Source organism: Streptomyces sp. NPDC048172 (assembly GCF_043202595.1).
Classification (GTDB): domain Bacteria; phylum Actinomycetota; class Actinomycetes; order Streptomycetales; family Streptomycetaceae; genus Streptomyces.
Window position 1 is genome coordinate 289,419 of the sequence record NZ_JBIDAT010000005.1, and the last position, 15,315, is coordinate 304,733.

The 15,315-nt window shown below is 72.0% G+C and carries 16 protein-coding genes; 5 read left to right on the forward strand and 11 right to left on the reverse strand.

Features of this window, described 5'->3' with window-relative positions; translation table 11 throughout:
• Positions 1–228 precede the first annotated feature (228 nt).
• On the reverse strand, positions 229–876 hold the full coding sequence (locus tag ACGF3A_RS23090) for an HAD family hydrolase (protein WP_393732144.1): 648 nt from the start codon (positions 874–876) through the stop codon (positions 229–231).
• 89 nt (positions 877–965) lie between these two features.
• Between ACGF3A_RS23090 and ACGF3A_RS23095 the strand changes: the two genes are divergently transcribed.
• Together ACGF3A_RS23095 and ACGF3A_RS23100 are read left to right on the forward strand one after the other, a co-directional pair.
• A complete protein-coding gene (locus tag ACGF3A_RS23095) occupies positions 966–1,337 on the forward strand; it encodes a hypothetical protein (RefSeq protein WP_393732145.1) in 372 nt (123 codons plus the stop codon).
• Entirely contained in the window at positions 1,306–1,767 is a 462-nt protein-coding gene (locus ACGF3A_RS23100) for a hypothetical protein (protein ID WP_393732146.1), read from the forward strand. Before ACGF3A_RS23095 ends, ACGF3A_RS23100 begins: the two co-directional genes overlap by 32 nt.
• 165 nt (positions 1,768–1,932) lie before the next feature.
• Here the strand turns inward: ACGF3A_RS23100 and ACGF3A_RS23105 are convergent, their stop codons facing one another.
• The 3 genes from ACGF3A_RS23105 to ACGF3A_RS23115 all read right to left on the reverse strand — a co-directional run bounded on the left by ACGF3A_RS23105 (position 1,933) and on the right by ACGF3A_RS23115 (position 4,314).
• Complete coding sequence (locus ACGF3A_RS23105) at positions 1,933–2,427, reverse strand: GNAT family N-acetyltransferase (RefSeq protein ID WP_393732147.1); 495 nt, start codon at positions 2,425–2,427, stop codon at positions 1,933–1,935.
• Positions 2,418–3,056, reverse strand: coding sequence for an RNA polymerase sigma factor (locus ACGF3A_RS23110; RefSeq protein WP_393732148.1), 639 nt, complete (start codon positions 3,054–3,056; stop codon positions 2,418–2,420). The genes ACGF3A_RS23105 and ACGF3A_RS23110 overlap by 10 nt, the downstream gene beginning before the upstream one ends.
• A gap of 79 nt (positions 3,057–3,135) precedes the next feature.
• Positions 3,136–4,314: a glycerophosphodiester phosphodiesterase gene (locus ACGF3A_RS23115; protein WP_393732149.1), complete on the reverse strand. Its 1,179-nt coding sequence runs from the start codon at positions 4,312–4,314 to the stop codon at positions 3,136–3,138.
• Between the two features lie 301 nt (positions 4,315–4,615).
• Here ACGF3A_RS23115 and ACGF3A_RS23120 point away from each other — a divergent pair, with 301 nt between their 5' ends.
• Positions 4,616–5,296 (forward strand): lysophospholipid acyltransferase family protein, encoded by a 681-nt coding sequence (locus ACGF3A_RS23120; protein WP_393732642.1) that lies wholly within the window; start codon positions 4,616–4,618, stop codon positions 5,294–5,296.
• A 227-nt stretch (positions 5,297–5,523) separates the two neighbouring features.
• Here ACGF3A_RS23120 and ACGF3A_RS23125 read toward each other — a convergent pair whose 3' ends face one another.
• From ACGF3A_RS23125 to ACGF3A_RS23155, 7 genes are all read right to left on the reverse strand, one after another.
• On the reverse strand, positions 5,524–7,101 hold the full coding sequence (locus ACGF3A_RS23125; RefSeq protein ID WP_393732150.1) for an MFS transporter: 1,578 nt from the start codon (positions 7,099–7,101) through the stop codon (positions 5,524–5,526).
• Complete coding sequence (locus ACGF3A_RS23130) at positions 7,098–7,649, reverse strand: TetR/AcrR family transcriptional regulator (protein WP_393732151.1); 552 nt, start codon at positions 7,647–7,649, stop codon at positions 7,098–7,100. The genes ACGF3A_RS23125 and ACGF3A_RS23130 overlap by 4 nt, the downstream gene beginning before the upstream one ends.
• 105 nt (positions 7,650–7,754) lie before the next feature.
• Positions 7,755–8,840 (reverse strand): alpha/beta fold hydrolase, encoded by a 1,086-nt coding sequence (locus ACGF3A_RS23135; protein WP_393732152.1) that lies wholly within the window; start codon positions 8,838–8,840, stop codon positions 7,755–7,757.
• Positions 8,841–8,931: 91 nt separating this feature from the next.
• Positions 8,932–9,900: an aldo/keto reductase gene (locus ACGF3A_RS23140; RefSeq protein WP_393732153.1), complete on the reverse strand. Its 969-nt coding sequence runs from the start codon at positions 9,898–9,900 to the stop codon at positions 8,932–8,934.
• Positions 9,901–9,958: 58 nt separating this feature from the next.
• Positions 9,959–11,389 (reverse strand): argininosuccinate lyase, encoded by a 1,431-nt coding sequence (argH, locus tag ACGF3A_RS23145; protein WP_393732154.1) that lies wholly within the window; start codon positions 11,387–11,389, stop codon positions 9,959–9,961.
• A gap of 97 nt (positions 11,390–11,486) precedes the next feature.
• Entirely contained in the window at positions 11,487–12,704 is a 1,218-nt protein-coding gene (locus ACGF3A_RS23150; protein WP_393732155.1) for an argininosuccinate synthase, read from the reverse strand.
• A gap of 100 nt (positions 12,705–12,804) precedes the next feature.
• Positions 12,805–13,185 carry a DUF488 domain-containing protein gene (locus tag ACGF3A_RS23155; RefSeq protein WP_393732156.1) on the reverse strand — a complete coding sequence of 127 codons (381 nt, stop codon included), beginning with the start codon at positions 13,183–13,185 and terminating at the stop codon, positions 12,805–12,807.
• A 72-nt stretch (positions 13,186–13,257) separates the two neighbouring features.
• On the opposite strand from ACGF3A_RS23155, the gene ACGF3A_RS23160 reads away from it, so the two are divergent.
• Both ACGF3A_RS23160 and ACGF3A_RS23165 read left to right on the forward strand, forming a co-directional pair.
• Complete coding sequence (locus ACGF3A_RS23160; protein ID WP_393732157.1) at positions 13,258–14,142, forward strand: hypothetical protein; 885 nt, start codon at positions 13,258–13,260, stop codon at positions 14,140–14,142.
• A 223-nt stretch (positions 14,143–14,365) separates the two neighbouring features.
• A complete protein-coding gene (locus ACGF3A_RS23165) occupies positions 14,366–15,313 on the forward strand; it encodes a bile acid:sodium symporter family protein (protein ID WP_393732158.1) in 948 nt (315 codons plus the stop codon).
• The last annotated feature ends 2 nt before the right edge of the window (positions 15,314–15,315 follow it).

Here is a 15,315-nt window from a genome sequence, read left to right on the forward strand (position 1 = left end):
GGCGCTGCTCAGGCGGGGGCCCTCAGCGGGCACACATTCGCCGCATGGCGCGCATGCGCATACAACGAGCACCGGGCGCGTATTTCGCCTCGGTCGCAAGGGTGCGGCAGCTCGTCGTGTTCATGGTCGCCAGTAAAGCAGAAGGAGGGACGGATACGGGCGGGGGTGTCCGCATGCCGGACACCCCCGTGGGATTCCGGGGCCCTGGAGACCCCGCCACCGGCTCTCTCAGCCCTCCGCCGTGATCTCCAGTGAACCGGCCGTGACCTGCGCCGATACGTCCGCGAGGCTGCCGACGACGACATCGGCACGCAGCTCGTCGCGAGTGTGCGTTGTGGCCAAGCCCACGGTCGTCATACCGGCCCGGCGGCCCGCCTCCAGCCCGGCGGGCGCGTCCTCGAAGACCACGCAGCGCGCCGGGTCGACCCCCAGCTTGCGGGCCGCCAGCAGGTACGGCTCCGGGTCGGGCTTGCCGTTCGTGATGTCGTCGGCGGCGATCACGAGCGGCGCCTCGATGCCGACCTCGCGCAGCCGCGCTTCGGCCAGCTCGCGGGTGGCCGAGGTGACGACGGCCCAGCTCTGCGGGGGCAGCGCGCGCAGCAGCGCGGCGGTGCCGGGCAGCAGATGCACGCCGCCCGCGACGTCCTCGACCTCCAGCCGCTCGATACGGGCGAGCGCCTCGGCCACGCGGTCGGCGGGGAGCAGGTCCGCGACGATCTCGGCGGCCGGGCGCCCGTGCAGCTCGACGGCGGCGAACTCCTCGTCGGTGATCCCGAACTCCCGGGCCCAGGCGGTCCAGCAGCGGACCACGGACTCCATGGAGGAGAGCAGGGTGCCGTCGTTGTCGAAAAGCAGGGCGTCTGGGCTGATCTTCATGATTCGCCAGCGTACGTGAGGGCACGCGCGGGCCCGTACGGGCGGGGGCCGGGGCTCCCCGGGGGCCGGGCCCCTTCTAGAATTCGTCCATGCTCACCCCGCTCACCGTCACGCTCGCCGTGGCCGCGCTCGCGCTGGCCGCCTGGTGCGGCTGGGCGGCCTACCGGGACCAGCCCACCAAGGACTGGCACTTCATCGGCATGGCCGTGGTCACGCTGCTCGCGCTGGCCCAGCTCGTCGTGGGGATCGTGAAGCTCGCGGGCGGCGAGGACCCCGCCGACGGAGCCGTGATCTTCGTGTCGTACCTGATCGGCGTGGTCTGCTGCCTGCCCGTCGTGGGCCTGGTCTCGCTCACGGAGCGTACGAAGTGGGGTTCGCTCACGGTGGTCGCGGGCGCGGTGGTCGCGGCCGTGCTGGAGGTGCGGCTGCATGACATCTGGGGAGGCGGAGCCGGTGCCTGACGCCGACGCGCAGACGGAGCCGGAGGCCGCGCGGAGCGGCGGCATCGCGAGCGGTCCCGGCAAACTGCTGGTGACGCTCTACGGCATCTTCACGGTGGGCGCGGCCTCGCGCTCCATCGTCCAGCTCACGACCCGCTTCGACGAGGCGCCGCTCGCCTACGTCCTCTCGGCGGTCGCCGCCCTGGTGTACGCCTTCATCACCGTCTCCCTCGTACGGGGCGGTGAGACCGCGCGGAAGCTGGCGCTGGTGTGCTGCTGCGTGGAACTGGCCGGGGTCTTGACGGTCGGCACCTGGACCCTGGTCGAACCCTCCGCGTTCCCGGACGCGACGGTCTGGTCCGACTACGGAATGGGCTACCTGTTCATCCCGGTGATCCTGCCGGTGACGGGACTCATGTGGCTGAGGCGAGCACGGTCGTCGTCCGTGTAGCGAGTGCCCGGCATGGGGGGCTGCGCTTGCCAGCCCTGCGCCTTGCGCAGACCTCCCAAGCACAGCAGGGCCTCAGCGAGAGCGCCCCGTCAGGGGCGCGGGGCGGCCCGGGCGCGGCCCGGCGAGGAGAGGCTGAGCTCTCCTCGACGGTGCCGCCCCGTGGGGCTACGCGCTCGTCGCGTACGCCGTCGCTTCCTTCTCCAGGGCGATGAGCGTGACCTCGCGATCGTGCTCGGTGCCGACCGTCGCGTAACCGTTCTTGCGGTAGAGGCGGAGATTGCCCTCGCTCTTGTCACCGGTCACCAAGTGATACCGCTTGGCGGCCCACTCCTGGACGAGCCGGTCCTCGACAGCGGCGAGCAGCCGCCCGCCCAGGCCGTGCCGCTGGAGGCGGGGGTGCACGATGAGCTTGCCGATCCGCGCCGTCCCGTCGTCGTCGACGGTGCCGCGGACGGAGCCGACGACCTCCTCGCCGAGCCGGGCCACCAGCACGCAGCAGTGGGCCAGTTCGGCACGGAAGTCGTCGAGGGTCTGGGTGAGGGGTTCGATGCCGTAGTCCCCGTACAGCTCGGCCTCCCTCTGGAAGCAGAGGTACTGGAGCTTCAGGATCTGTTCGGCGTCCCGCTCGGTCGCCGCAGAGATGGTCACGCTCATGCCCATGTGCGCATGCCTCCCCAAGTTGTGTGCGGCCGGGCACGCGAGAGTGAGGGTGTCGCGCCCGGGCCTTCTGCCCTGGTGACGCCGGTTGCCTCTCGCACCCTTCCCCTAAGTCCGGGTGCCGCAACCTCCGCCGTGAGCATTCTGCGCAGGCGCGCCACGCAACGGGAACGCAGCGGCCCCAGGCTGCCCTGTGAGATTCCCAACTCACGGGCCATTTCCGGGTAGGTGAGGTCGGCGCGGGCCAGCATGACGCAGAGCACGCGGGGGCCGCGTCCCGGCAGTCCGGCGACGGCGGCGGCCAGCGCGCGGCGCCGCTCGGCGGCGAGCAGCGGCGCCTCGGTCTCGGACGCGGCGTCGGCGACGCCGTCGGCGGCGGTGACGCGCCGCTGGAGCGGTACGCGGGGCGGCGCGGGCGGCGTCTCGGCCGCGGTCTCCGCCCGTACGGCCGCGCTCAGCCAGGCGGCGGGATCCGGGGGCGGGCCCTCCTCGGTGACCTGCCTCAACCAGCGCAGCCAGACGCCCTGGCGCAGGTCGTCCGCCTCGGTACCGGGGCACGCCGCGGCCTCGGCCTCGCACTCGGCGTCGAGCAGAGCCGCCAAGTGCGGGTGGAGGAGGGTGAGTTCCGTCATACGACCGGGTACGCGCACCGCCCGCCCCCGGTTGCGGGGCGGGCGGCACGTCACCCGTAAGCGGAGCGTCCGTGAGCGATCAGTCGCGGTCGCGGAACTCGGCCGCGGCGAGCAGCGCCGTGTCGGGGTTGTCCGAGAAGAGGCCGTCGATGCCGGTCTCGAAGTACCGCTTGAAGACGCCGAACGCGTCGCCGTAGTCGTTCGGGTTGGTGCCCTTGCGGAAGTCGACGGGCAGGAAGCTGTTCTCGTTCCGCATCGTGTACGGGTGCAGCACCAGCTTCTGCGCGTGCGCGTCGCGGACCAGGGTGGTGGCCTCGCCGAGGGTGCCGTCGGCCTTGCGGGGGATCACGAGTTCGAGCGTGGGGCCGATGCCCTGCGCGAACTCCGCCATCCACTTCAGCCCCTCGGGCTTGATCAGGTCGGCGACGGTGCGCGGGTCGTTCGCCTCGACGAAGTCCCAGGGGCGCGAGGTCAGCGTCGAGAGGAGCACCACGCCGGGGCAGTCGACGAGCTTGCTGAGCTGCTCGATGCTGCTCGGCTCGAAGGACTGCACGAAGTTCGGCGAGTGGGCCTTGTGGCGGCCGTAGCGGCGCAGCAGCTTGGCGAGCGGCTTCTCCAGGCCGAGGCCGATCTTGCGGAAGTACGTGGGGTGCTTGGTCTCGATGTGCAGCCAGACCCGGCGCCCGCGCTTGCGGCCCTCCTTCTCGGCCCACTCCAGGACCTCTTCGAAGGTCGGGACCTCCCAGCGGCCGTCGTAGAGCGTGTTGTGCTGGCGCTGCTTGGGGATGCGCTCCTTGGCGCGCAGCGTCTTCAGCTCCTTGAGGGTGAAGTCCTCGGTGAACCAGCCCGTGAGGTCCGTGCCGTCCACCTTCTTGGTGGTCTTGCGGTCGGCGAACTCGGGGTGGTCGGCGACGTCGGTCGTCGCGGTGATGTCGTTCTCGTGACGGCAGACCAGGTGCCCGTCCTTGGTGGGTACGAGGTCCTGCTCGATGACGTCGGCGCCCATGTCGAGCGCGAGCTGGTACGAGCCGAGGGTGTGCTCGGGGCGGTATCCGCTGGTGCCGCGGTGGGCCACGACGAGGGGGAAGGGCAGCTCGTGGCGGCCTCCCCGGCCCGCCTGGCCCCCCTTGCCGTCCGCGGCCCGCTCTCCGGCCGCCTGCGCCGACCCGGTGCCCAGCGCGGCGGCGCCGACACCCGCGGCGCCCAGCACTGCCGCTCCGAGCAGGGTTCTCCGGCCCGGCTGCTGCTCCTGTCCCATGGGCTCTCCTCCACTCCGTGGCGCCGGGGGTCCGGCACGACCTGACACAGAACGCGCCGATCGTAGATCCATGCGCGGTACACCGGGGAGACATACGTCCGAACAGCAGGGAAACACGCGTGGCGTGGGACGGCGCACGGGACGGAGCGTGTGGGTGGTCGTACGGGCAAAGTGGTCGTAATCCGCGTCAACTCTTCGTATCGACCATGTGAACCCGGTGTGCAACTCACCGGTAGTGCCGAGTATCGTCCTCAACTGCGCGTTCCCGCGCACGACCGATACCGACTGGGCGGAGGACCCGTTGTCCCGTTTCCGGCTGATCAAGGCAGTGCTCGGCCCGCTTCTTCGCGTGCTGTTCAGGCCGAAGGTCGAGGGGGCGGAGCGCATCCCCGGCTCAGGGCCGGTGATCCTCGCGGGCAACCACCTGACCTTCATCGACTCGATGATCCTGCCCCTGGTCACCGACCGGCAGGTCTTCTTCATCGGCAAGGACGAGTACGTCACGGGCAAGAGCCTCAAGGGCCGCCTCATGGCCTGGTTCTTCACCGGGGTCGGCATGATCCCGGTCGACCGCGACGGCGGGCGCGGCGGCGTCGCGGCGCTGATGACGGGCCGCCGCGTGCTGGAGGAGGGCAAGCTCTTCGCGATCTACCCGGAGGGCACCCGCTCCCCCGACGGCCGCCTCTACCGCGGCCGTACGGGCATCGCCCGCCTCGCGCTGATGACGGGCGCGCCGGTCGTGCCGTTCGCGATGATCGGCACGGACGCCGTGCAGCCGGACGGGAAGGGGCTGCCGCGCATCGGCGGCGGCCGTCGCATCTCGGTGCGCTTCGCCGAGCCGCTGGACTTCTCCCGCTACGAGGGCATGGACCGCGACCGGTACGTGCTCCGCGCCGTCACCGACGAGGTCATGAGCGAGGTCATGCGGCTCTCCGGCCAGGAGTACGTCGACATGTACGCCACGAAGGCGAAGGCCGCCTGACCGTACGAGGGCTCACCGGACCTTTCCCGTGCCCTCTTTCGGGTTCTGAGCAGGGGCTGCCCCTTGCGGCGCTGCGCAGCCTGCGGGCGCGTCGTGGCCCGCCGCGCAGTTCCCCGCGCCCCTGAGGGGCAAGCCCTGCCGTCCCGTGCTGCGCTTGGGAGGTCTGCGCCGGAGGCGCAGGGCTGGCAAGCGCAGCCGCCCACGCCGGGTACGTGCGAACCGCCGGGTCACTCCTCCTCCGGGATGTCGCCCAGCTTCTGGCCTCGCAGGAGGTACCAGGCCAGTACGGACGCGGACAGGAGGATCACCGCGCCTACGCCCGCGCCCAGGCGGAGGCCCTCCGTGAAGGTGTCCTGGGCCGCTGTCAGGAGCCTCTCCCCCGCCGGGCCCGGCACGTGGTGTGCCGTCTCGACCGCCTCGCCGAGGGAGTGGCGGGCCTGGTCGGCGGCGGACTCCGGTACACCCGGGGGCGTGGTGAACGAGCGGTAGACGCCCGTGACCACCGAGCCGAGCAGGGCGATGCCGAGGGCCGCGCCCAGTTCGTAGGCCGTCTCGGAGACCGCCGAGGCCGCGCCCGCCTGCTCCTTGGGGACACTGGAGAGGATCACGTCGGCCGTGACGGTGAACGCGAGCCCCGCGCCGACGCCGACGACGAGCAGGACGCTGCCGAGCAGCAGATACCCCGTCGTCGCCTGGAGCCAGACGCAGGCGCCCAGCGCGAGGCCGACCGCCGCGAGGCCGCCCGCGACGGCGCCGCGTACGGACGTACGCCGGGCCGCCCAGCCCGCGAGCAGGCCCGCGGTCACCGAGCCGAGCGCGGCGGGCAGTTCGGCGAGTCCGGCCTCGAAGGGTGAGCGGGACTGGACCATCTGGAGGAACTGGGAGAGGAAGAACACCAGTCCGGACAGCCCGAGGATGGTCAGCAGGTCGGCGATGACGGCGCCGGTGAAGCCGCGGTGGGCGAAGAGCCGCATGTCCAGCAGGGGGTGCGGCAGCCGCAGCTGGCGGCGGACGAACGACCACAGGGCCGTCAGCCCCACGGCCGCGGCGACCGCCACGTCCCAGCGGAAGCCGTACGCCGCGCCCTCCTTGACCGCGTAGACGACGGCGATGATGCCGACCATCGACAGGGCGACGCTCGGCAGGTCCCAGGGGCCCGGCGCGGGGTTCTTGGACTCGGGCAGCAGCTTGATGCCGACGACCACCAGCACGGCCATCACGGGCAGGTTGATCAGGAAGACCGAGCCCCACCAGAAGTGCTCCAGCAGGAAGCCTCCGACGACGGGGCCGACGGCGGCGCCCGCGGCGGCCATCGAGCCCCAGATGCCGACGGCGAGGCTGCGCTCGCGCGGGTCGTGGAAGAGGTTCCGGATCAGCGCGAGCGTGGACGGCATCAGGGTCGCGCCCGCGACGCCCATCAGGGCACGCCACACGATCATGGCCTCGGAGCTGTGTGCGTAGGCCGTGAGGACCGAGATCGCGCCGAACGCGACCGAGCCCGTGAGCAGCAGCTTCTTCCGGCCGATCCGGTCGCCGAGGCTGCCCATCGACACCAGCATTCCGGCGATCACGAACGAGTAGACGTCGCCGATCCACAGCAGCTGGGTGCTGGAGGGGCGCAGGTCCTCGCTGAGGAAGGGCGCGGCGAGGCCGAGCACGGTGGCGTCGATGCCGACGAGCAGCACGGCCAGGACCAGGACGGCGAGCGCGAGCCAGCGCAGCCGCTGCGGCTGGGCCTCCTCGGGGGTCCCGGAAGCCCCGGGACCCCCGGGAGTCCCGGGGGTTTCTGCGGTCTTGCTGCTCATTGCTCCGTGCTCCGTCTCGCCCCGCCGAGCAGCAGCTCGGCGGTCATCCGTACCGCGTCGCGTCCCGCGACCTTGCCGTCCTGCACCGCCCACGCGGACGCGCTGATCAGCGCGTAGAGCGCCTCGGTCAGCCAGGCCGCGGTGAGGTCGATGCGGAACGTGCCCTCTTCCTGGCCGCGCCGGAAGAGCGCGGCGAACCTGTCGTCGATCCGGGTCCAGCCCTCGTACATCTCCCCCGGCTCGAAGAGCTGGTTCTCGGTCACGAGGAAGCCCAGGAATCCGGCGACGGGCTCGGCCTCGGCGACGATCCTGCGGACCGCCTCGGCGGCGTCCCCCTCCTCGGGGCGCGCCGCGTCCACCGCGGCCTCCAGGCGCCGCAGCCCGAGCTGCTCCAGGGCGCGGACGAGCGCGTCGCGCCCGGCGAAGTGCCGGTGCAGGGTGGCGCGGCTGATGCCGGCGGCCTTCGCTATCTCGTCCATGGACGAGGTGGGTCTGCGGGTCAGCAGCTCGGCGGCCACGCTCAGCAGCTCTTCACGGTCCACGCTCATGAGACGTAAGTAGAGCATGTGAGACATTGATGTCGCAAACGAGGCATGAGAAAAGCGCCCCACCGTACGGACGGTGAGGCGCCTTCCCGATGCCTGCTCAGATGCCTACTTGCGCCAGGCGCAGCTTCCCAGCGTCGCGCCCTTCTCGACGGCGCGCTTCGCCGCCTCCTCCGGCAGCACCTTCGTCCGCTTCCCGGTGCAGACGGGGGTGCGGTCCGCGTAGCCGCCCATGTCGAGCAGGATCTGGTCCCAGTGCCGGTACTGCACGTCATGGCCGCTGTCGTCGTACTTCCGTACGACCGGCTTGCCCGGCAGCGCCTTGTTCCACAGCGCCTGCGTGGCGGGCGGCACGGTGGTGTCCTTCAGGCCCGTGTAGACGAACGTGGGCGCCTTCAGCTCCGACAGGTCCGGGCCCGGGCGCTCGCAGTACAGCTTCTGCTCGTGCACCTGGGCCGAGGGGTCGCCCTTCTGGCCGCGCAGGTAGTACGAGCGGCCGCCGTCCTCCTCGGCGGTGTCCGTGAAGCCGGGGATCTTGTGCATGGGGCTGTCCTCGGGGTAGCCCCACCACTTGCGCGGGTCGCGGATCTGCTCGCCGAAGTACTCCTTCAGCTCCGCGTCGCTCTTGCCGCAGTAGTCGGACTTCGCGCCGTACGGCGGCAGCGCGGCGGCGAGGTGCAGCGAGGCGACGCGGGAGGGCGCGTCGGCGGCGAAGTGCGCGGCGTAGGGCCCGCCGCCGGATATCGCGATGACGGCGGCCTTCTTGACGCCGAGCTCGTTCAGGACGGCCTTGACGTCGGCCGTGTAGTCGTCGAAGCCCAGCTTGCCGTCGTACTCGGTGTCGCCGAAGCCGTTGCGCTCGACGGAGATGACGCGCTCGTTCAGGTTCTCGCGGGTGGTCCGCAGGAACTCGGTCATCCCGGAGGCGCGCGCCGTCGTGCCCGTACCGCCCATGAAGACGACGGGCTTGGCGCCCTTCTCACCCGTGTCGCTGTAGTGGACGGTGCGGCCCGCGTGCTTCATCTGGTGCATGGGCGGACCCAGCGGGTCGAACGAGTCCTGGACGCGGGGCTCCGGGCGCTTCTCGGCGGAGGCGCCGGTGGCGCCGACCGTGAACCCGACGACTCCCGCGGCCGCGGCCACGGAGAGAGTGACCGCCACGGCGGCGGACGACAGCCTCTTCGCACTCTTCATTTTTCGGTCTCCCAGGTGTGGATGGTGCGAGAGCGCACCTGCCCGGAAACCGTTGCGTCATGCACACAAGCCGCTCGCACGCGGCGTTCCCTCAGCTCCAGGGCAGTCCGGAGCGGTACCGCCAGTACGCCTCGGGCTCCTCCGCGAGGCCCGCGAGCCCGGCGAGCCGGTCCTCGTCGAGGTCCACGGCGGCGCCCAGCAGATTGGTGTGCAGCTCGGCCGCCGTGGCGGCGCCGGAGAGGACGACGCCCGCCCAGGGCTGCCGCAGCACGGCGGCCAGTGCCGCCGCGTCGGGCGTGGTCCCGGCGGCCTCCGCGGCCTCGCGCAGCGCCTCGGGCGCGTGCTCCCCCGCGAGCCGCCCGTTGGCCATGGCTTCCTTGACGATGACGGTGAGCCCCGCGTCGTGCGCCTCCGCCAGCGCCTCGCCCGCGGACGGTTCGAGCAGGTTGTACGTGCTCTGGACCGTGCGGAAGAGGGGGCCGCCGTCCGCCGTGATCGCGAGTGCCGCGCGGATCGCCTCCGCCTGCGCGGGGCCGCTCGTGCTGAAGCCGACGGTGACGCCCTGCCCCGCGAGTTCGGCGAGCCGGGCGTGCAGCGCGGTGTCGGTCAGCGCGGGGCTGTCGGGCGTGACGGAGTGGATCTGGTACAGGTCGAGCCGGTCGCCGAGCAGCTCCCGGGTCTCCGCGAGCTGGCGGTCGTACGCCGCGGCGCCGTGGTCCTTGACCTCGTGCGCCTCGGCGTCCATCCGCCACTCGCCGGTGTACGTGTAGCCCCACTTGCTGCCGATCACCACGTCCTCGGCCTCGGGGTGGTCGCGCAGCCACTCGGCGAGGAACTCCTCGGCACGGCCGTACGAGCGTGCCGTGTCGATGTAGCGCACGCCCTGGGCGTAGGCGGCGTCGAGGAGTTCATGGGTACGGGCGCGCAGCGCCTCCGGAGTGCGCTCCGGCAGCTCGGCGTCCCTGCCCAGCGTGATGTAGGCGGGACGGCCGACGGCGGCGAGGCCCAGGCCGAGGTGGGCCGTGGGGGTCGTCGCCGAGGCGAGGCGGGCGAAGGGCATGGGGATCTCCCAGCTCAGTCGGCTCTGTTCACGGGCCGCACCACCGTACCCGCCCGCCTCAGCTCTTCGCCGCAGCCCACCCCCGCTGGGCCTCCAGGTCGTCCCGGAAGGCGGCGAGCTGCGCGGCGACGGCCGAGGGGGCCGTGCCGCCGCGCCCGTCGCGCGCCGCGAGCGCGCCCGGCACGTTCAGCACGCCGCGCACCTCGGGCGTCAGGTGCGGGGAGATCTCCGCGAACTGCGCGTCCGTCAGCTCGCCCAGCTCGATGCCCTCGCGCTCGCAGACCTTCACGCACTCCCCCGCGACCTCGTGCGCCACGCGGAACGGCACGCCCTGCTTGACCAGCCACTCGGCGACGTCGGTGGCGAGCGAGAAGCCCGCGGGGGCCAGCTCGGCCATCCGGTCGCCGTGCACGGTGAGCGTGGCCATCATGCCGGTGAACGCCGGGAGCAGGATCTCCAGCTGGTCGATGGAGTCGAAGACCGGCTCCTTGTCCTCCTGGAGGTCCCGGTTGTACGCCAGGGGCAGCGCCTTGAGCGTCGCCATCAGCCCCGTCAGATTGCCGATCAGCCGCCCGGACTTGCCGCGCGCCAGCTCGGCGATGTCCGGGTTCTTCTTCTGCGGCATGATCGAGGAGCCGGTCGAGAACGCGTCGTGCAGGGTCACGAAGGAGAACTCCTTCGTGTTCCACAGGATGATCTCCTCGGCGATCTTCGACACGTCCACGCCGATCATCGCCGTGACGAAGGCGAACTCGGCGGCGAAGTCGCGGGACGCCGTGCCGTCGATCGAGTTCGGCGCGCTGCCGTGCTCGAAGCCGAGGTCGGCGGCGACGGCCTCCGGGTCGAGCCCGAGGGAGGATCCGGCCAGCGCGCCCGAGCCGTACGGCGAGACGGCCGTGCGCGCGTCCCACTGGCGCAGCCGCTCCGCGTCCCGCGAGAGGGCCTGCGCGTGCGCGAGGACGTGGTGCGCGAAGAGGACGGGCTGCGCGTGCTGCAGGTGCGTACGGCCCGGCATCGCCACGTCCGGGTGCGCCTCGGCGAGCCCGACGAGGGCGCCCTGGAGGTCGGCGAGCAGCCCGCCGAGCGTACGGGCGTGGTCGCGCAGGTACATCCGGAAGAGGGTGGCGATCTGGTCGTTGCGGGACCGCCCCGCGCGCAGCTTGCCGCCGAGGTCCTGCCCGACGCGCTCCAGGAGGCCGCGCTCCAGCGCCGTGTGGACGTCCTCGTCGGCGATGGTGCCGGTGAAGTCGCCCGCCGCGACATCCTGTTCGAGCCGGTCGAGGCCCGCGAGCATACGGTCCAGCTCGTCGGCGGTGAGCAGTCCCGCCTTGTGCAGCACGCGGGCGTGCGCGCGGGAGCCCGCGATGTCGTACGGCGCGAGGCGCCAGTCGAAGTGGACCGAGGCGGACAGCTTTTCGAGGGCCTCGCTGGGGCCGTCGGCGAAACGGCCGCCCCAGAGGCGGAGATCGGTGTTCTCGTTGCTGCTCACGGGCGTTGCCTGCTCCTGGTGCGTGGTGCGGTCTCGTTGTACGCGTACGGGCCGTCGCGCGGTGCGCGACGGCCCGTCATATTCTGCCCGTTACGCCCTACGCCTGGTCTGCGTCACGCTCTGCGTGCAGAGAACGCTGCGCGGCGATCTTGCTGCTCAGGCCGAAGATCTCGATGAAGCCCTTGGACATCGACTGGTCGAAGGAGTCGCCCGTGTCGTACGTCGCCAGGTTGAAGTCGTAGAGCGACTGCTCGGACTTGCGGCCCGTGACGACGGCCCGGCCGCCGTGCAGGGTCATCCGGATGTCGCCGGAGACGTGCTGGTTCGCCTCGTCGATGAAGCCGTCCAGGGCGCGCTTGAGCGGGGAGAACCACAGGCCGTCGTAGACCAGCTCGGTCCAGCGCTGCTCGACCTGCCGCTTGTAGCGGGCGAGCTCGCGCTCGACCGTGACGTTCTCCAGCTCCTGGTGGGCGGTGATGAGCGCGATGCCGCCCGGCGACTCGTACACCTCGCGGGACTTGATGCCCACGAGCCGGTCCTCGACCATGTCGATCCGGCCGATGCCCTGGGCACCCGCGCGCTCGTTGAGCTGCTGGATGGCCTGGAGGACGGTGACCGGCTTGCCGTCGACGGCGACCGGGACACCCTTGTCGAAGGTGATGACGACCTCGTCGGCCTCGCGCGGGGTGGCGGGGTTCGACGTGTAGTCGTAGACGTCCTCGATCGGCGCGTTCCAGATGTCCTCCAGGAAGCCGGTCTCGACGGCCCGGCCGAAGACGTTCTGGTCGATCGAGTACGGCGACTTCTTCGTCGTCGCGATCGGGAGGCCCTTCTCCTCGCAGAAGGCGATGGCCTTGTCCCGCGTCATCGCGTAGTCCCGCACGGGGGCGATGCACTTCAGGTCGGGCGCGAGGGAGGAGATGCCGGCCTCGAACCGCACCTGGTCGTTGCCCTTGCCCGTGCAGCCGTGCGCCACGGTGCTCGCGCCATGCTTGCGCGCGGCGGCGACCAGGTGCTTGACGATGGTGGGCCGGGAGAGCGCGGAGACCAGCGGATACTTGTCCATGTACAGCGCGTTGGCCTTGATGGCCGGGAGGCAGTACTCGTCGGCGAACTCGTCCTTCGCGTCCGCGACCTCCGCCTCGACCGCACCGCAGTCCAGCGCACGCTTGCGGATGACATCCAGGTCCTCGCCCCCCTGGCCGACGTCGACGGCGACGGCGACGACCTCGGCGCCGGTCTCCTCGGCGATCCAGCCGATGCAGACAGAGGTGTCCAGGCCGCCTGAGTAGGCGAGTACGACGCGCTCGGTCACGGGCTTCTCCTTACGGTGCATGCGCTGACAGGTATAAGTATGCACTCCACCGTATGTTTCGTCAACGCAGCCGGTGAGCAGTCGATGAGCGGCCGGAACGTCAGCCCCGCAGCTCCTCCGCCAGCACCGCCGTGTGCGCGTGGTCGAGGTCCTTGGTGGCCGTGATGAGCGTGAGCGTGCCGCCGTCCGCGAGCCCGCGCAGCCGGTCGAGCGCGGCCCGCCCCTCCGGGGTGTCCAGCTCGGCGCGGTAGCGGTGCGCGAACTCCTCGAACCGCTCGGGGTCGTGCCCGTACCACTTGCGCAGCTCCGGCGAGGGCGCCACCTCCTTGTCCCAGTCGTCCAGCTCCGCGTCCGCCTTCGAGACGCCGCGCGGCCAGAGCCGGTCGACCAGCACCCGCGCCCCGTCACGCTCCGGGTCGGGCGCCTCGTAGGCGCGCCGGACCCGGACCTCGATGCCCTTCGCCCGCTTGGTCTCAGCCATGCGTCCAGGATGCGCGGACGGGGCCCGGAGTACATGTTGACAGCGTTCACATTGGTGGGGTTGGCTGGGCGCATGACTGACTTTCCGAGCCTCGCCCGGCAGACCTGGCACCAGCTCGAACCCCTCTACGCCTCGGTCTACTTCGCGCCCCAGGTGTCCGAGGAGACCGAGGCCCTCGGCTACGACACGGCCGCCCGCTGGCCCTCGTACTTCGCGCTCCGCGCCGCGCCGTTCGGCCACGCGAGCGCGGAGCTGGTCACCGCGGCGTTCTACAGCTTCAGCCCGCGCATGGTCGGCACCCACGTGCCCGCCGCCTGGCGGACCGCCGAGCCCTCGGCCGTGCTCGACGCGCGGCTGCGCGGCGTCGACCGGACGCTGCGCGCGGTCCTCGGCGACCGGATCACCTCGCCTGAGCTGGCCGAGACCGCGGCCCTCGCCCGTACGGCCGCCGAGGCGTGCGAGCTGTCCGGGCGCCCGCTCGCCGCCGCGAACGCGGCGCTGGGCTGGCCCGACGAGCCGCACCTCGTCCTGTGGCAGGCGGGCAACGTGCTGCGCGAGCACCGCGGCGACGGCCACCTCGCGGCGCTGCTCACGGCCGGGCTCGACGGCTGCGAGGCCCTGGTCTCCTTCGCCGCGGTCGACGCGGCACCGGTCGAGAACTTCGCCTCGCGCGGCTGGAGCGACGAGGAGTGGGCCGCGGCACGGGAGCGGCTCGCCGCACGGGGGCTGGTCGACGCATCCGGTCATGCCACGGAACGGGGGCGTGAGCTCCGTGATTCCGTCGAGCGGACGACGGACGAGCTGGCCGCCGCGCCGTACCGGGCCCTCGGCGCGGACGGCTGCGCCCGCCTCGCCGAATTGAACGGCCCAGCCCTCATGGCTGTGATCGGCTCAGGGCTGCTCCCCACCCAGTCCACGCTGGGCATCCTGACCGTGAAGGCTCCGGGTCCTCGGTAGAAGAGGACCACACCTAGGGGCGCGGGGAACTGCGCGACCGGCCACGACGCGGCCGCAGCCCGCGAAGATGCGCGAAGGGGCAGCCCCTGCCCGTGCGTCGCCGGGCGCGGGCGCGCTGCGGCTGGGCGCGCAGTTCCCCGCGCCCCTGACCGGCGCTTCCGCGGAGGCTCCACATGCCGAGACGCCCTTGCATGCAAGGGCCAGCTAGGCGTTCGATCGCGCAGTGCGAAATGATCGTGGTGCCCGGCGCGCCGTCACCCTCTTCCCGCTCCTCGTCCTCCTCGCAGGAGCAGTCGGACTGCTCAGCCCCGGGACGTTCACGAGCGGGGCCGAGGCGGTGCCGTATCTGCTCGGTGTGGTGATGTTCTGCATGGGCGTCACGATGACGCCGCAGGACTTCAAGGGGGTCGCGCAGCGCCCCTGGGCCGTGGCGCTCGGGCTCGTCGCGCACTACGTGATCATGCCGGGGCTGGGCTGGCTGATCGCCCACGCGCTGCAGCTGTCGCCGCAGCTCGCCGCGGGCGTCATTCTCGTCGGCTGCGCGCCCAGCGGCACCGCGTCGAACGTCGTGACGTACCTCGCGCGCGGCGACGTGGCCCTGTCGGTCTCCGTCGCCACCGTCTCCACGGTCCTCGCCCCGCTCGTCACGCCGCCGCTGACGCTGCTGCTCGCGGGCGAGTACCTGCCCGTGGACGCGGGCTCGATGGTGACCGACATCCTCAAGACCGTGCTGCTGCCGGTGATCGCGGGGCTGCTCGTACGGCTGCTGGCGGGGCGGTACGTCACGCGGGCCCTGGGCGTGCTGCCGTGGCTGTCGGCGCTGACGATCGCCGTGATCGTGGCGATCGTCGTCGCGGGGAGCGCCGACGCGATCAAGTCGGCGGCGCTGATGGTCTTCCTCGCCGTCGTGCTGCACAACGGGCTCGGCCTCGCGCTCGGTTACGGCGCCGGGCGGCTGGCCGGGCTCGGCGAACCGGCGGGCCGCGCCATGGCCTTCGAGGTCGGGATGCAGAACTCCGGCCTCGCCGCCTCCCTGGCCACGGCGCACTTCAGCCCGCTGGCCGCGCTGCCGTCCGCCGTCTTCTCCGTGTGGCACAACGTCTCGGGCGCGCTGGCCGCCGCCTGGTTCGCGCGGCGCGGCCCCGGCGCCAGCGAGCCCGAGAAGGAGTGAGC

Bases quoted from the DNA above. Each gene is read 5' to 3' on its own strand.
- ACGF3A_RS23090 (WP_393732144.1), bottom strand. From the start codon at position 876: ATGAAGATCAGCCCAGACGCCCTGCTTTTCGACAACGACGGCACCCTG.
- ACGF3A_RS23110 (WP_393732148.1), bottom strand. From the start codon at position 3,056: ATGACGGAACTCACCCTCCTCCACCCGCACTTGGCGGCTCTGCTCGAC.
- ACGF3A_RS23160 (WP_393732157.1), top strand. From the start codon at position 13,258: ATGACTGACTTTCCGAGCCTCGCCCGGCAGACCTGGCACCAGCTCGAA.
- ACGF3A_RS23130 (WP_393732151.1), bottom strand. From the start codon at position 7,649: ATGAGCGTGGACCGTGAAGAGCTGCTGAGCGTGGCCGCCGAGCTGCTG.
- ACGF3A_RS23095 (WP_393732145.1), top strand. From the start codon at position 966: ATGCTCACCCCGCTCACCGTCACGCTCGCCGTGGCCGCGCTCGCGCTG.
- ACGF3A_RS23155 (WP_393732156.1), bottom strand. From the start codon at position 13,185: ATGGCTGAGACCAAGCGGGCGAAGGGCATCGAGGTCCGGGTCCGGCGC.
- ACGF3A_RS23125 (WP_393732150.1), bottom strand. From the start codon at position 7,101: ATGAGCAGCAAGACCGCAGAAACCCCCGGGACTCCCGGGGGTCCCGGG.
- ACGF3A_RS23100 (WP_393732146.1), top strand. From the start codon at position 1,306: ATGACATCTGGGGAGGCGGAGCCGGTGCCTGACGCCGACGCGCAGACG.
- ACGF3A_RS23105 (WP_393732147.1), bottom strand. From the start codon at position 2,427: ATGGGCATGAGCGTGACCATCTCTGCGGCGACCGAGCGGGACGCCGAA.
- ACGF3A_RS23115 (WP_393732149.1), bottom strand. From the start codon at position 4,314: ATGGGACAGGAGCAGCAGCCGGGCCGGAGAACCCTGCTCGGAGCGGCA.
- ACGF3A_RS23140 (WP_393732153.1), bottom strand. From the start codon at position 9,900: ATGCCCTTCGCCCGCCTCGCCTCGGCGACGACCCCCACGGCCCACCTC.
- ACGF3A_RS23135 (WP_393732152.1), bottom strand. From the start codon at position 8,840: ATGAAGAGTGCGAAGAGGCTGTCGTCCGCCGCCGTGGCGGTCACTCTC.